The following is a 15,044-nucleotide window of genomic DNA, read 5'->3' as shown; positions in this document are numbered from 1 at the left end:
AATATGGCTTCAACATTTCATTCAATTGAAACGGCCAAACGCAGTCTGATTACACAAACGGCCGCTTTAAACACAACAGGACATAACGTTGCGAATGCGAATACACCGGGTTATTCACGTCAAGTCGTCAACATGACGGCAGCAGATCCAATTGATGCAGTGGCATTTTACCGTACAACAGCACCAGGTCAGCTTGGAACGGGTGTAGAGTTCAACTCGATTATGCGTGTTCGTGAATCTTTTTTGGATGGCCAGTTTCGTAATGAGAATACATCACTTGGAGGATGGACTGTCCGGAACAGTACATTGGAAAAGCTCGAGACGATTATGAATGAGCCTTCAGATACGGGGATTCGTACAGTTCTAAATAACTTTTGGAACTCTTGGTCAGATTTGAGCAAAGATCCGCAGGATGTAACCAACCGCAAGATCGTTAAGGAAACAACGTTAGCGTTAACAGATGGTTTGAATCAAATCAGTCTTCAATTGGATGCGCTAACTAGCGACCTGACGAACAATGTTTCGTTAAAAACGACCGAAATCAATTCTTATCTGCAGTCCATAGCGGATCTGAACAACAACATTGTAAAAGTGGAGCAACTCGGAGACAATGCCAATGATTTGCGTGATCAGCGTGATTATGCCGTAGATCAGCTTTCCAAGATTGCAGGCGTTCAGATAACAGAACTGGATAGTGGATACCAGGTAACTATTGCAGGACAGGTAGCAGTCACTGGAGCTGCGGTTGTTCCTGTTACGGCTGATATTTTGGAGAACGCATATCAAGCGGGGACTTTAACTGGCGGCGAAGTCTACGGAATGATCCATTCCCGTGATCAATATGTAGCAGACTATCGCAATCAGATCAATCAACTGGCTAATACGCTCGCAACCGGGGATATTGAGATTACCATTCCTGCTGGATCCGTATTGCCTAGTGGTACGGTTCTCAACAACGTGACGTATTCCGATGCCAATAATAATAGGACGTTAACGTCAGATTTAAAAGTTACAGTTCAGGGTATTAATGGGCTGCACAAACTGGGTTATACGCTTAGCGGCAATACTCCAACAGCAGGCGGGGACTTCTTCACAACCAAAGACGGTTCAGGAACGATCACGGCTGGGAATATTACATTAAGTACAGATATCCAAAAAGATCCGAATAACATCGCGACTTCGATGCGTACTACCGGTACGGGTACAAGTGAGAGTGTAGTCTTGGGGAATAACGGCTTGGCGTTGGCCTTGGCTGGTTTAAAAGATGTGAAATTCGATTTTGGTTCAGGACTGTCCAAACCGACTACGGTAGATGACTTTTTTGGAGCGATTGTAGGACAACTTGGTGTCCAGACCCAAGAGGCTAAACGTCAAACCCAAAATGCTCAACTTCTCACGGAACAGGTCGACTTAAATCGTCAATCCGTAAGTGGCGTATCTCTCGATGAAGAAATGAGTAATTTGATTAAGTTTCAGCATGCGTATAGTGCAGCTGCCCGTTTTATGACTGCCTACGATGAATTGCTAAACAAACTCATTAACAGCACCGGTGTAGTCGGTCGCTAAGACGTAGAAAGGGGTAACCAATAATGGCTATACGCGTAACCTCAGGCATGATGAGCACACAGATGCTAAGCAACCTGAACCGTAACCTGAATCGTATGGACACCATGTCCAACCAGATTTCCACCGGTCGCAAAATCAATAAACCATCAGATGATCCCGTTGGTGTGACTTACGCGCTCCGTTACCGTGCAGAGTTGGCGGCCAACGAGCAATATCAATCAAACACGGATGCAGCGGTAAGCTGGCTGGATGCAACGGATTCAAATATGCAGCAAGCGCTTGATGTAGTGAAAAGGTTAAAGGAGTTGGCTGTCCAAGGTTCTAATGGTACTCTTCCGGATAATGGAATCGAAGCCGTCAATCTTGAAGTTGAAGAATTAAAGAAACATCTTGTAGAAATTGGAAACTCACAAATTCGTGGAAAGTATATTTTTAACGGACAAACTTATGATAAACAGCCTTATGAACTATCTTCTAACGTAACAGAGTATTATGACGTAGAGACGGATAATGAAGCAGTTATGTATTCTATCAGTGAGCAGGTGAGTTTTCAAATCAACACTTCTGGCTCAGATTTTTTTGGGGATAAAAGTGAAGCTGATAACATATTTAAAGTTATTGATAATCTTTCGACCGCGTTAGCAAGTGGTAACCAGGCCGCTGCACAACAAGAGCTAAAGAACATAGAATCTAGGTCAGTAAAAATGCAATCCAGCTTATCAGAAGTCGGTGCTCGTAGTAACCGAGTTCAATTGGTGCAGAATCGTTTAAGCGATGGGAGCTTGAATTTTACTACTCTTCAATCAAAAGTTGAGGACGCTGATGTTGCGAGCTTGATGATTCAGGCTTCGTCCGCACAGACCATTTATGAAGCAGCTCTTAAATCTTCTGCTCAAATTATGCAACCTTCCTTGATGGACTTTATGAGGTAATATTTGATTTTGATTATAGAAACACCGTAAGCTATGGACATAGAACAGTCCATAGCTTTTTTTACTAATTTAGGAGGATGGCAAAATGAAACAGAAAAATGAAGTAAATACAACTGGAGAGCAGATCGTAAAAGAAACTTATACGTTTCCTAAAGGAATTCCAGGGTTTGATGAACTGAAATTATTTGATCTGTTACAGCATGACGAAGTTTTTAGTCTCTTCAGTTCAGTTGAAGAACCAGCTGTAGCCTTTGTAACCGTAAATCCATTCGATTTTCATCCGAAATATGAGTTTGAACTTTCTCTTGAAAACGTAGAAGATTTGGCCGTAACAGATCCAGGAGATGTAGGGGTTCGTTGTATTGTCACTCTACACGATGAGATTCGAAACGCAACCGCAAACTTGCTGGCTCCAATTGTGTTCAATAAACAAAAAAAAATGGGCAAACAGATTGTGCTGCAAAATACAGAATACACAACTAAACATGCATTATGGGGAGATGAAGATTCTCTTAGCAAGGATGGTGACATCTAGTGCTGGTACTTACACGCAAAAAGGGTGAATCTATTGTCGTTTCAGATGATATCGTGCTGACGGTGCTGTCCGTAGATGGAGAGAATGTGAAACTTGGTATAACAGCTCCGAAGGATATTGATATTTATCGTAAGGAAGTTCTCGACGCGATTGAACAAAACAATCAAGATGCGGCGATGCATCTGGAAACACTGCAAAAATCGATAAAAGAGTTTAGGAAAAACAAATGATTCTACTCAAAAGTTACTTCAATCCTAAATGTTTGATAGAAATTAGAAAAAAAGTTGAGATAACTATAAACAAATTATGTCATGTCGTCGATATATATATTAAGGCGGTAATCTTCAGGGCGGCCGACCTGTGAAGACGCTAATACCACATGGATGTGGGCATATAACCATTTCAGGGAGGAAATAAACAATGATTATCAATCACAACGTACCAGCTTTGAACACTCACCGTAACATGACTTTGAATAACACTGCTGCAAGCAAAAACATGGAGAAACTCGCTTCAGGTTTGCGGATCAACCGTGCTGCTGACGATGCTGCTGGTTTGTCTATCTCCGAGTCTATGCGTGGCCAAATTCGTGGTCTGGAGCAAGCACAACGTAATGCTCAAGACGGAATTTCTTTTGTACAAACAGCTGAGGGTGCGATGAACGAAGTATCCTCCATGCTGACTCGTATGAAAGAACTGAATGTTCAAAAAGCGAGTGGTACTTATGGTACAGAAGATAAAGCTAACATTGATTCAGAGTTGACTGAATTGTCCGGTCAGATCGACCAAATCATTGACACGACTAAATTCAATGGTAAAGCGATCACTGGTGGTGCGGATATCATCGTTAGCGATGACGGTACTACAAAAATTGCTATTGGAACGATTGATACAAGTACGTTCAAAGGACTGACTGCAGCTAAAACTACTACAGATATTGAGACAGCTATTAAAGGGGTTTCCACTGAACGTGCGAAACTTGGTGCTGTTCAAAACCGTCTGGAGTACACTTCCAACAACTTGGGTACTACTGTTGAGAACTTGACTGCAGCTGAATCCCGTATCCGTGATACAGATATGGCTAAGGAAATGGTTGCTCTGTCCAAGAATAACATCTTGTTGCAAGCTTCCCAATCCATGCTGGCGCAAGCCAACTCTGCACCACAAGGCGTTCTTTCCTTGCTTCGTTAAGATTTACAATCAATTCAGAGGTCTTGATTTTCAAGGCCTCTTTTTTGTTGTGCTTGAAAGATGAATTTTGGGATTTCTCTATATTAGCCTAAATTAAGTCGAGCTTTAACCGATATATATAGTAATTGGAACTACATACCGGCACATTTTTAGATCAATCCATGATGATAATAGGAGGATGATATATGGATACGAAATTATCAACACAAACTTCATTAAATTCTATACCCTCAATTGGCCATTCGTCCGCTTCATCAACTGGATCTCCTGCTTCTGATTCAAAGGAAAACCAGAAGATTAGAACCTCTACTACAGGCAATGCTCCTATGGACCAAGAAAAAATAATTGCTGATCTTCAGAAAGCTATTCGTGCAATTCAAGGGCCTCAGAAGGCATTTGAGATTTCTATGCATGAACAAACTCACACAATTATGATCAAAGTGTTGGATAAGGAAAGTGGGGATTTGATTCGTGAGGTTCCTCCGGAAAAAATTTTGGATCTAGCAGCACGAATGATGGAAATTACGGGATTGATTATTGATGAGAAAATCTAAGGGGGATAACAAACTATGAGACTCACAGGTCTTGCTTCAGGTATGGATGTTGATGCAACGGTAGCTAAACTAATGAAAGCCCAAAGGTTACCATTAGATAAGCTTAATCAACAAAAGCAATTGGTTGAATGGAAACGTGAAGGTTATAGAGAAATTAGTTCAAAGTTCATTACATTCTCGAATACGAAATTAATGAATTTGAGTCTGAGTAGCTCAACTCAAACGAAAAAGGCTGAAGTTAGTGGAACGGCCGGTGTATTATCTGCTTCAGCCACAGGATCGGCAAGCACGGGTTCACTTGATATTAGTGTACAACAATTAGCTAAGGCGGCGAGTACTGTAAGTACTACTGGAATTGGTAATAAACCAGGATCCACTCTCATTTCCGACATTTCAACTGAAACGAAGATTACAATAAACGATATTGATATAAACATTGATGCTACAGATACAATTGATTCTATGATCGCTAAAATCAATAACAACAAGGAAGCTGGGGTGACAGCTGTATATGACCCAACACTGGGCAAGCTTTCTTTAACAAACAAAGCCACAGGAGCTGATGCACAACTCAGTTTTAGTGGTGATATTATTGATAAATTCAATCTGGCAACACCATCGGGTGGTCAGAATGCAAAGTTAACAGTTAACGGAATTAGTATGCAGCAATCATCTAATCGTTTCACATTGAATGGTGTAGAAATTAACTTGACAGGAGTTCACACTACTGGGCAATCATCCAAAATTGAAGTGGTACAGGATACTGATAAAATCGTAGATAACGTTAAACAATTTGTGACTGCATATAATGAAATATTGGCAGCACTTAATAGCAAGAGTGATGAAGAAAGGTATTTGAAATATACACCGCTAACTTCCGAACAAAAAGAGGGTATGAAAGAAGATGAGATCAAGCTCTGGGAAGATAAAGCCAAGAGCGGGATGCTGAAGAATGATAGTATATTAAAACAAGCAATTTCCGACATGAGATCTTCAATTATCGAGGATATTGATCTTGGCAATGGAAAAAAAATAAATCTTACCGATTTAGGTATTACTACAGGAACTTGGTCTGAAAAAGGGAAGCTTTATTTGGATGAAGATAAATTAAAGCAGGCTATCGCTTCAGACCCAAATATTGTTGCTAATGCGTTTAGTTCAGGGAAAATTGGTTCATCTGGAACAAGTCAAAGATATGATGCCACGGATGGTATTTATACAAGACTGCGGAAAATTTCTTCAACTTCTTTAGAAAGCATGGCTCAAAAAGCGGGAACTTCCAAAACAAACAGTGATCTGAATTCATCATTTCTGGCTACCAGTTTGATGGGAGTAGAACTTAGAAATATTGACAATCGAATTACGACTATGAACAGTCTTATGACAAGGAAGGAGACACAGTACTATAAACAATTCACCGCCATGGAAGTGGCGATTAACAAGTATAATAGTGTATCTGGCTCACTTACCAGGTTCTTGTCTTGATTATAAGGAGGGCTTATAATTGATTACTTCACCGTATCAAAAGTATCAACAGACGCAGGCGCAGACGGCCTCTAAACCCAAATTACTGATTATGTTATATGATGGAGCCATTCGTTTCGTCAATATAGGGATTGAGGGTGTGGAAGAACGGAATATAGAGAAGGCTAACAATAACTTTTGTAAGGCTCAGGCCATTATTAATGAATTAATTGCTTCTCTGAACTTTAATTACTCAATTTCTACCGATTTGTTGTCTATATATGAGTATATGATGAATAGACTTGTTGAAGCTAATATTAAAAAGAACAAGGATATAGCTATGGAAGTGTTGGAGCATCTTTCTGAACTAAGAGAGGCATGGTCAGAGGCAGCCAGATCACCCGGAATGACAGCGGAGGGCTAAACATGAGTATCCAGCAAATCCTCATTAAATTAACCTTATTAACTGACCAAATGGTAGCTAAGTTAAGTGAAGTGACATATGAAGAGTTGGAAAACTTTACTGGGGAGAGGGAAGTACTTGTTCAACAACTCTTAGTTCTCCAAGAGAAGCCGACAGAAGATGAAAAGGATCAGATTGTGTCTATTCTTAGTTACGATCCTCTGATAAAATCTCGTATGGAATTTTTTAAAAACGAAGCTTCAAATTTCCTGGAGAAGCAGGGGGCAATTAAAGCTCAGCAAGTTGCGTATCAGACAGCTTACATTCCAGATAGCCTGTTCATTGATGACAGAAAGTGACAACGAAAACCGAATTTTCATAGAAAATTCGGTTTTTTAATTTTTCTACTATACTAATGAGTTAATTTTCTGGATCATTTATGCCGATATATTAAATAATGGTTTTGGATGTTTTTATATTAGTCAAATTCTCATTTGAAACTAAACTCATAGAGGAAGAAGAGGAAGAAGGCTATCAAATATATCTAGGAAATTTTGAATATTTGCAAAATAAATTATAACCTGTTTCAAATATAATAATCAAAAAAAAGTGATTTAGGGAGTGGAATGATTATGAATACTGCAGCTGCGCTTGTTCCAAAATATATGTTAGATTTTAAGTGTATTGGATCTGATTGTGAGGATAGTTGCTGTATAGGATGGAAAGTGCAAATTGATAAAACAACCTATACCAATCTAACGAGTGTTTCACAAAAAGCTTTAAGGGATAGCTTTAAATCGGGTATTGAAAAGGTTGAAACCCCTTCAAGAACCAATGAACAGTTTGCAAGAATGAAAATGGATGGTAACACCGGATGTTGTTCCATGTTAGACGACCAAAAGCTATGTACTATACAAGCTTCGCTTGGAGAGAGATATTTGGCGCCTATATGTGCTACATATCCACGTAATATATTCTGGGTAAATAACGAGCAGGAAATCTCTGCAGTGATGTCGTGTCCAGAAGCGGCCAGATTAGCATTGTTGAACCCTGAAAAAATGGAGTTTACACATACTGAGGCCATGCTGCAAAAAAACGCTCAATCGAAAGGTCAGGTTTTTACTGATCAGCCAAATCCCACATTCATGAATTTTTTCTGGGATATCCGAATTTTCACTATTGAAATTATTCAAAATAGGAATTACAGTTTTCCACATAGGTTAATCATAATGGGTTTGTTCTGTGAACAACTGCAACGGTTAATCAATCAAAACCTAGAAAGTGAAAGTGATATTAAAGGTCTGATTGAAAATTTCAAAGAGATGATCAATAACAATGCGGAGTTACAGGACTATGGAACTTTTCCCCAGGATCATGAATTTCAATTTATTGCACTAAACAATATTATCTCTAAAAATCTTGGAAGCATAGGTTCAAATGCAAGATTTGCTTCTTGTGTGCAAGATTATTTGGATGGACTCAATGAGCACAAAGATTCAGACGATAAAATAGATTTAGTTAATTTTTATCAAAAGGGTTATCATTCTTATTATAAACCCTTCATGGATGAATATGAGTATATTTTTGAAAATTATGCTGTTAACTTTATCTATTCACACTTATTCCCTAAGAGTGAGAGCAAAAATGTTTATAAGGTATATATAGTATTGGTAAGTCATTATGTATTGTTAAAGCTCCTTCTCATTGGTATGTCAATTAAACATAAAGGATTAACAACAGATAAGGTCCTAAAACTTATTCAATCGTTTACTAAGATATCTGAACATACAAATGTATATGTGAAAAATATAATTGATTTTCTTACTGAGAAAGAATTTTCTTCTATGGGACATTTAAGTTTACTAATTAAAAATTGATTTAAACTAACTACTGTGGTAATGGTTGAGAGTTACTGGAGCTCAGATATGAGCTATAACATTAAAGGAGTATCCGTCTAGAAATTAAGCAACAATAATCTACAAAAAATACCAAGAAAACATTTACGTTTCCAATTGACAATGGATAACTTTGGATGGTATTATCTGAGTTGTGGGCAAGGTTAAGGCCGAAGCTTCACTTCATTTGATGACGAAGGGAATGTTAGTGCATGCAAGGTAAAGTAAAATGGTTCAACGCAGAAAAAGGTTACGGTTTCATTGAAACTGAAGACGGCGGCGACGTATTCGTACATTTCTCCGCAATTCAATCTGAAGGATTCAAAACTTTGGAAGAAGGTCAATCCGTTGAATTCGACATCGTCGAAGGCGCACGTGGACCGCAAGCAGCTAACGTAATCAAATTATAATCATCCGGACAATCCGACCTACATATATGGTTAGATGGTTACCAATTGAATTATCGCTAGCATCAGACTCCGGTACTTTCCGGGGTCTTTTTTTGTTTTAATAGATTCGAGATTTGCGGATTTGTTAAGGGATAATATTGGTATGGATTTGGTAGATTCAAGACATAGATTGAAGTTCATTTTACATCATAGATTGAAGGCTCTCGGAAACGGTTAATTACATCATCAAGCGCCTAATAAGACAGTCCATGTTAATGAATGATTGTGCCCCAAAATGGTGAAATATCGCGAAATATGGCGGTAAGCCTATGTTGGCTGATGTGGCTTGAACAGATGTCATTATTCGGTCACCGGGAGTTTTTACATGGCGCTTACATTCGTGTTATAATGAAGTGGCAAAGGAAAAGGAGGAGTGCCCTATGAATTTAAGTATTCGAGGTCAACAAATCGAGGTTACCGATGCTTTGAAGGATTATGTCGACAAAAAGTTGAGTAGACTCGAGAAGTATTTCGATGCACCCCTTAACTCTGACGGTGCTGTTACCCTGAGCACGACGAGAGGCTTGCATACAGTAGAGGTGACGATCCCTTTAAAAGGCATTGTGCTCCGGGCTGAAGATGAGAGTGACGATATGTACGCTTCCATTGACGCCGTGGTGGACAAGTTGGAACGTCAGATCCGTAAACACAAAACGAAAATTAACCGTAAGTTCCGTCAAGAAGGCAGTTTGAAAACACTTTTCGTTGAAGATCCGACAGGTACAGTAGCTACTGCTGAACTGGACGTGGATACGGACGATGATGATCTGGAAGTGGTGCGGACGAAACGGTTTATGTTGAAACCGATGGACGTGGAAGAGGCCATCCTCCAAATGAACATGGTCGGCCACAATTTCTTCGTATTCTCTAACATTGAGAACGAAGAAGTCAGCGTTGTGTACAAACGGAACGATGGTAAATACGGTTTGATTGAACAAGGTTAAACCAATGAATTGAAATGAAAAATGATTCCTTAATGATAACGAATGAAGACAGGGATGCTTTGGATTCCTGTATTGGATTAAACTAACAAGAGCCTCCATCCTTTATGGGATGGGGCTCTTTTGTGCGTGGTTGGACTGGAAAAAAGTCGCTGAAGCAAGTTTGTGAAACTATTTCCTATGCTACTGCGTCTAATAGATAGTAGGAATGAGACAAATCCGTGCAAATTGAATGCAAAATTTTCAGTGCTTGCGGAGAAGTCGTTAAAGATGTATTCTTTTTCTCTATATTGAGATTTTCATCCAAATTTACCACCAAAATTCGTTAACATGCCTTATCTAACCGGAAAATGAAACGATAGAATCTAGGGCTTCCGCTAACGACTATGATTTTTTGCACTTAAACTCCATCGGAGAGGCTTCAGAAGTTCAAAGAAGTGTGCCGTGGCGTGTTGCGGCGACCCTTACAAACTGTTACAATTTATGCAAGAGAATCATTGTCCTGATGGGGAATTGTCAACGAATGATCGCTAATCATAATCAATGACAGGCACAGCACCATGAACATGATTCATAAGGCTCGGTATTCGGCTTATTTCTAATAACCGGATCCGGTTGAATACCGAATCAGCTTCATGAGGGAACCTTGGCAAGCCTGGAGTTGATTCATCTTATATTATTATTTCTCATATAATTTGAATTTGATTTTTACACGGATGACGAAGAGGGCAGAAATGACCTGTAGAAGCGAAGCGTTCGCCTTTATCCCCAGATTTCTACCTCTGAGAAGGAGTTAAAGAAATCGGGGGATAACAGCGATCGGAAGGACATTCTGCCAGCTGAGTAATGGAGTGTAACCTTCAGTAAGCTCAAATTATATCGTTTGTCACCCCCGGGTAAGTGGATACATATCCATCCGATGGTGTCGCGTGGCGGCAGCAGGGGGTCTATTCTGTTTTGCACGAAAGGGGTATACCATGCTAGGACTTGTCAAAAAGATCTTCGGCGACATGAACGAACGTGATGTTAAACGTCTGATGAAGACAGTCGATGTGATCAATAAACTGGAACCACAATTTCAGGCTCTGTCTGATGAACAACTGAAATCCAAAACGGATGAATACCGTGCCCGTATTGAAAAGGGAGAAACAACGGACGAACTTCTTCCAGAAGCATTTGCAACTGTACGTGAGGCATCTCGTCGTGTACTAGGCAAACGTCACTACGACGTACAGATGCTCGGAGGCATTGCACTGCATGAAGGCCGGATTTCAGAGATGAAGACGGGGGAAGGTAAAACGCTGGTAGGAACACTCCCGGTATACCTGAATGCATTGACGTCCAAAGGTGTACACGTGGTAACGGTCAATGATTATTTGGCTCAACGGGATAGCCAGGAAATGGGACAAATTTATGAATTCATGGGCATGACGGTAGGGGTTAACCTGAGCGGTATGGACCATGCTTTGAAACAACATGCTTATGCATGTGATATTACGTACGGAACCAATAACGAATTTGGCTTTGACTATCTGCGTGACAACATGGTGTTGTACAAAGAACAGATGGTACAACGTCCATTGTTCTTCTGTATCATTGATGAAGTGGACTCCATTCTGGTCGATGAGGCACGTACACCTCTGATCATTTCCGGACAAGCTCAGAAATCGACGGACCTGTATTATGCAGCTGACCGTTTCGTGAAACGTCTGGTTCCGGAAGAAGACTTTACGGTGGACATCAAGGTGAAATCCGTAGCGTTGACTGAAGCTGGTGTGGCCAAGGCGGAGAAAGCATTTGGTATCGAAAACTTGTATGATCATGCCAATGTTACGCTCAACCATCACATCGTACAGGGTCTGAAAGCGAACGTAATCATGCGTCGTGACGTGGACTATGTGGTGAGTGATGAAGAAGTACTGATCGTCGATGAGTTCACAGGCCGTCTGATGGCAGGACGTCGTTATAGCGATGGATTGCACCAAGCGATTGAAGCCAAAGAAGGCATTGAAGTACAGAATGAGAGCATGACCCTTGCTACGATTACATTCCAGAACTATTTCCGGATGTACCGCAAGCTTGCGGGAATGACGGGTACAGCGAAGACCGAGGAAGAAGAATTCAAAAAAATCTACGGTCTCGAAGTATTGCAGATTCCAACCAACCGTCCAAATAAACGGGATGATATGGCTGATGTGGTGTACAAGAGCATTGATGGTAAGTTCAAAGCGGTTGTGGAAGAAATCGTGGCACGTCACAGCAAGAACCAGCCGGTTCTGGTTGGTACGGTCTCCATCGAAAACTCCGAGCGTATTTCCGATATGCTGAAACGCCGCGGTGTCCGTCACCAAGTATTGAACGCCAAATATCACGCTGAAGAAGCGGAGATCATCACAGGAGCCGGACAAGCGGGTGCAGTAACGATTGCAACGAACATGGCTGGACGGGGTACGGATATTATCCTGGGTGAAGGTGTAGCTGAAGTGGGCGGCCTTCATATCATCGGTACAGAGCGTCACGAATCTCGCCGGATTGATAACCAGCTGCGTGGACGTGCCGGACGTCAGGGTGACCCGGGTTCTACACAGTTCTACCTGTCACTGGGTGATGAGCTGATGAGACGTTTTGGTGCAGACAATGTACTGAACATGATGGAACGTCTTGGCTTTGAAGAAGACCAACCGATTGAGAGCCGGATGATTACCCGTGCGGTAGAGTCGGCACAAAAACGGGTTGAAGGTAATAACTTTGACGTACGTAAAGTCGTTCTCCAATATGATGATGTCATGAACCAACAACGTGAAATTATATATAAACAGCGCCGCGAGGTGCTCGAGTCCGAGAATATCAAACAGATCGTTATGGATATGATCAAGCCTTCCATTGAACGCATTGTGGAAGCTCATTGCAGTGACGATATTCCGGAAAACTGGGAACTGCAGGAAGTTGCCGACTACATGAACAGCAAATTGCTGGATGAAGGCTCAGTAACGAAGGATGATCTGTGGGGCAAGGAAGCAGAAGAGATTATCGACTACCTGTTTGAGAAAGTTCAGAACAAGTACAATGCACGTGAAGAGCGAATCGGTGAAGAGATGGTTCGTGAATTCGAGAAAGTGGTTGTGCTTCGCGCAGTAGATAGCAAATGGATGGATCATATTGATGCGATGGATCAATTGCGTCAAGGTATCCACCTTCGTGCCTACGGCGGTACAGATCCACTGCGTGAGTATCAGTTCGAAGGCTTCGAAATGTTCCATCAGATGATTGCTTCGATTCAGGAAGAAGTGGCAACCTATGTGATGAGAGCACAAATCGAGAGCAATCAGGAGCGTCAGGCGGTTGTTGACGAAAGTCAGATCTCCACAAGCGGCGAACCTACGGAGAAACGTCCGGTAAAAGTGTCTGACCAAATCGGTCGTAACGATGCTTGTCCATGTGGTAGCGGCAAAAAGTTTAAACACTGTCACGGCCAAGAGTAGTTAAACGACTCTCTTATATACCCTGTGTATAAGTTGGATCTGAATTTTTTACACCATAACGGAGAGTGCAGAAGCGGAGCTAAAAGCTTTCTGAAAGAAAGCTGCATCGGAAGCATACGCTTCGCCTTTATCCCCGGATTTTCACCTTTGAAAAAGGAAATCAAAAAATCTGGGGATAACAGCGATCGGAAGGTTGTTCTGTCATCGGAGTAGCAAGTGTAAATATTCTTTAGCTCAACTTAAATAGAATGACATGAACGGCTCCTTGCAGCCGGGTATTCCAAATGATCAAGTGAAGGATGCATAACCTGTAATTGGTGCATAGTTATAACTATGTGACCATGACTATGGAGAAGAGGATTGCCGATATAAAGGTAACCGAGACTCCAAGGTGAAGCATCGGATACTTGATCTGGAGGAATGCCCTGGATGCGGGGAGCTTATCTTAATGAAAAGAGGAATTGCACATGATCGATCCAAGCGTTAAGCAGGACCTGCGTGAAATAGGCAAGAAACTAACAAATCTTAGGGGGTCTCTTTGACTTAGATCTGAAGCAAGAGATGATTGAGAACTTCGAAGTGAAGATGTCCGCCCCGGATTTCTGGGATGATAATGATAAGGCACAATCCTTAATCGCCGAGTTGAACGCGGTGAAGGGATCTGTGGACCAATACACCAAGCTGCAGCAGGATTATGACGATGCGGTCATGATGGCAGAACTGGCTGATGAAGAAGGCGACGATGATCTGGCCGTTGAGATCGGCAACAGCGTGACAGCCATCGTGAGCAAGGTAGAAGAGTTCGAGCTACAGCTTCTCCTGAATCAGCCGTATGACAAGATGAATGCGATTCTGGAGCTTCACCCGGGTGCTGGTGGTACCGAGTCACAGGACTGGGGACAGATGCTGATGCGGATGTATACACGCTGGGCCGAGAAGCGTGGCTTCAAGGTTGAGGTGCTGGATTATCTGGCAGGAGATGAAGCAGGAATCAAAAGTGTCACGCTATCTATCAAGGGGCACAATGCTTATGGGTATCTGAAAGCTGAGAAAGGTGTCCACCGATTGGTGCGGATCTCACCTTTTGACTCCTCAGGACGCCGGCATACTTCCTTCGTATCTTGCGATGTGGTGCCTGAGATTGATGACACGATTGAATTGGACATTCGAACAGAAGATCTAAAAATCGACACGTACCGTGCGAGCGGCGCGGGTGGACAGCATATCAATACCACCGACTCAGCCGTACGGATCACTCACCTTCCAACAGGTGTGGTTGTAACGTGTCAGAATGAACGGTCACAGATTAAGAACCGTGAGCGAGCGATGACGATGCTTCGTTCCAAATTGTATGAACGTAAAATTGAAGAACAAAAACAACAGCTGGACGAAATCCGAGGAGAACAGTCGGATATTGCGTGGGGTAGCCAGATTCGGTCCTATGTATTCCATCCCTATAGTATGGTAAAGGATCACCGTACGAGCGTAGAGACTGGAAACACAGGAGCAGTAATGGATGGCGACCTCGATGGATTCATCGATGGTTATTTGCGCAGCCAGATTAAAGTAGATACCGATTAATCAAAAGTTCCTGTATAGACCCGATACGTGTAGGCGTATGCTGGTGTATAC

14 protein-coding genes are annotated in these 15,044 nt (G+C 41.7%); all 14 read left to right on the top strand.

The window, feature by feature from the left end; all coding sequences use genetic code 11:
- The first annotated feature begins 3 nt into the window (after window positions 1-3).
- The 14 genes from flgK (at window position 4) to prfB (ending at window position 14,993) form a co-directional block, all read left to right on the top strand.
- Window positions 4-1,566: a flagellar hook-associated protein FlgK gene (gene flgK / locus ACFVQB_RS07580; RefSeq protein WP_379436550.1), complete on the top strand. Its 1,563-nt coding sequence runs from the start codon at window positions 4-6 to the stop codon at window positions 1,564-1,566.
- A gap of 23 nt (window positions 1,567-1,589) precedes the next feature.
- Window positions 1,590-2,498, top strand: a complete 909-nt coding sequence (gene flgL / locus ACFVQB_RS07575) for a flagellar hook-associated protein FlgL (RefSeq protein WP_379436547.1) — start codon at window positions 1,590-1,592, stop codon at window positions 2,496-2,498.
- An 85-nt stretch (window positions 2,499-2,583) separates the two neighbouring features.
- Window positions 2,584-3,033 (top strand): flagellar assembly protein FliW, encoded by a 450-nt coding sequence (fliW, locus tag ACFVQB_RS07570; protein ID WP_379436544.1) that lies wholly within the window; start codon window positions 2,584-2,586, stop codon window positions 3,031-3,033.
- Window positions 3,033-3,263: a carbon storage regulator CsrA gene (csrA, locus tag ACFVQB_RS07565; RefSeq protein ID WP_379436541.1), complete on the top strand. Its 231-nt coding sequence runs from the start codon at window positions 3,033-3,035 to the stop codon at window positions 3,261-3,263. Before fliW ends, csrA begins: the two co-directional genes overlap by 1 nt.
- A 190-nt stretch (window positions 3,264-3,453) precedes the next feature.
- Window positions 3,454-4,224, top strand: a complete 771-nt coding sequence (locus ACFVQB_RS07560) for a flagellin N-terminal helical domain-containing protein (RefSeq protein ID WP_379436538.1) — start codon at window positions 3,454-3,456, stop codon at window positions 4,222-4,224.
- 185 nt (window positions 4,225-4,409) lie between these two features.
- Complete coding sequence (locus ACFVQB_RS07555) at window positions 4,410-4,778, top strand: flagellar protein FlaG (protein ID WP_379436535.1); 369 nt, start codon at window positions 4,410-4,412, stop codon at window positions 4,776-4,778.
- Window positions 4,779-4,793: 15 nt separating this feature from the next.
- The gene (fliD, locus tag ACFVQB_RS07550) at window positions 4,794-6,263 is read left to right on the top strand and encodes a flagellar filament capping protein FliD (RefSeq protein WP_379436533.1); all 1,470 of its coding nucleotides are present in this window, start codon (window positions 4,794-4,796) and stop codon (window positions 6,261-6,263) included.
- Between the two features lie 19 nt (window positions 6,264-6,282).
- Window positions 6,283-6,666: a flagellar export chaperone FliS gene (fliS, locus tag ACFVQB_RS07545; RefSeq protein ID WP_379436530.1), complete on the top strand. Its 384-nt coding sequence runs from the start codon at window positions 6,283-6,285 to the stop codon at window positions 6,664-6,666.
- Window positions 6,667-6,668: 2 nt separating this feature from the next.
- Window positions 6,669-7,004 (top strand): flagellar protein FliT, encoded by a 336-nt coding sequence (gene fliT / locus ACFVQB_RS07540; protein ID WP_379436527.1) that lies wholly within the window; start codon window positions 6,669-6,671, stop codon window positions 7,002-7,004.
- A 273-nt stretch (window positions 7,005-7,277) separates the two neighbouring features.
- On the top strand, window positions 7,278-8,522 hold the full coding sequence (fliB, locus tag ACFVQB_RS07535; RefSeq protein ID WP_379436524.1) for a flagellin lysine-N-methylase: 1,245 nt from the start codon (window positions 7,278-7,280) through the stop codon (window positions 8,520-8,522).
- A 230-nt stretch (window positions 8,523-8,752) separates the two neighbouring features.
- Window positions 8,753-8,950 (top strand): cold shock domain-containing protein, encoded by a 198-nt coding sequence (locus ACFVQB_RS07530; RefSeq protein WP_024631599.1) that lies wholly within the window; start codon window positions 8,753-8,755, stop codon window positions 8,948-8,950.
- 419 nt (window positions 8,951-9,369) lie between these two features.
- Complete coding sequence (gene hpf / locus ACFVQB_RS07525) at window positions 9,370-9,933, top strand: ribosome hibernation-promoting factor, HPF/YfiA family (RefSeq protein ID WP_379436520.1); 564 nt, start codon at window positions 9,370-9,372, stop codon at window positions 9,931-9,933.
- A gap of 974 nt (window positions 9,934-10,907) precedes the next feature.
- Window positions 10,908-13,412, top strand: a complete 2,505-nt coding sequence (secA, locus tag ACFVQB_RS07520; RefSeq protein ID WP_379436517.1) for a preprotein translocase subunit SecA — start codon at window positions 10,908-10,910, stop codon at window positions 13,410-13,412.
- A 467-nt stretch (window positions 13,413-13,879) separates the two neighbouring features.
- A protein-coding gene (gene prfB, locus ACFVQB_RS07515; protein WP_099859210.1) for a peptide chain release factor 2 occupies window positions 13,880-14,993 on the top strand; the annotation gives its coding sequence in 2 pieces (ribosomal slippage) (window positions 13,880-13,951 and window positions 13,953-14,993; 1,113 coding nt in all).
- The last annotated feature ends 51 nt before the right edge of the window (window positions 14,994-15,044 follow it).

The sequence above is a fragment of the Paenibacillus sp. NPDC057886 genome, from assembly GCF_042796655.1.
Lineage (GTDB): Bacteria > Bacillota > Bacilli > Paenibacillales > Paenibacillaceae > Paenibacillus.
This window is presented reverse-complemented; position numbering and strand designations above follow the sequence as displayed.

What these genes read in the sequence shown, in the direction of transcription:
- flgK (WP_379436550.1), top strand. Translation starts at nt 4, where the DNA reads ATGGCTTCAACATTTCATTCAATTGAAACGGCCAAACGCAGTCTGATT.
- flgL (WP_379436547.1), top strand. Translation starts at nt 1,590, where the DNA reads ATGGCTATACGCGTAACCTCAGGCATGATGAGCACACAGATGCTAAGC.
- fliW (WP_379436544.1), top strand. Translation starts at nt 2,584, where the DNA reads ATGAAACAGAAAAATGAAGTAAATACAACTGGAGAGCAGATCGTAAAA.
- ACFVQB_RS07560 (WP_379436538.1), top strand. Translation starts at nt 3,454, where the DNA reads ATGATTATCAATCACAACGTACCAGCTTTGAACACTCACCGTAACATG.
- ACFVQB_RS07555 (WP_379436535.1), top strand. Translation starts at nt 4,410, where the DNA reads ATGGATACGAAATTATCAACACAAACTTCATTAAATTCTATACCCTCA.
- fliD (WP_379436533.1), top strand. Translation starts at nt 4,794, where the DNA reads ATGAGACTCACAGGTCTTGCTTCAGGTATGGATGTTGATGCAACGGTA.
- fliT (WP_379436527.1), top strand. Translation starts at nt 6,669, where the DNA reads ATGAGTATCCAGCAAATCCTCATTAAATTAACCTTATTAACTGACCAA.
- fliB (WP_379436524.1), top strand. Translation starts at nt 7,278, where the DNA reads ATGAATACTGCAGCTGCGCTTGTTCCAAAATATATGTTAGATTTTAAG.
- ACFVQB_RS07530 (WP_024631599.1), top strand. Translation starts at nt 8,753, where the DNA reads ATGCAAGGTAAAGTAAAATGGTTCAACGCAGAAAAAGGTTACGGTTTC.
- hpf (WP_379436520.1), top strand. Translation starts at nt 9,370, where the DNA reads ATGAATTTAAGTATTCGAGGTCAACAAATCGAGGTTACCGATGCTTTG.
- secA (WP_379436517.1), top strand. Translation starts at nt 10,908, where the DNA reads ATGCTAGGACTTGTCAAAAAGATCTTCGGCGACATGAACGAACGTGAT.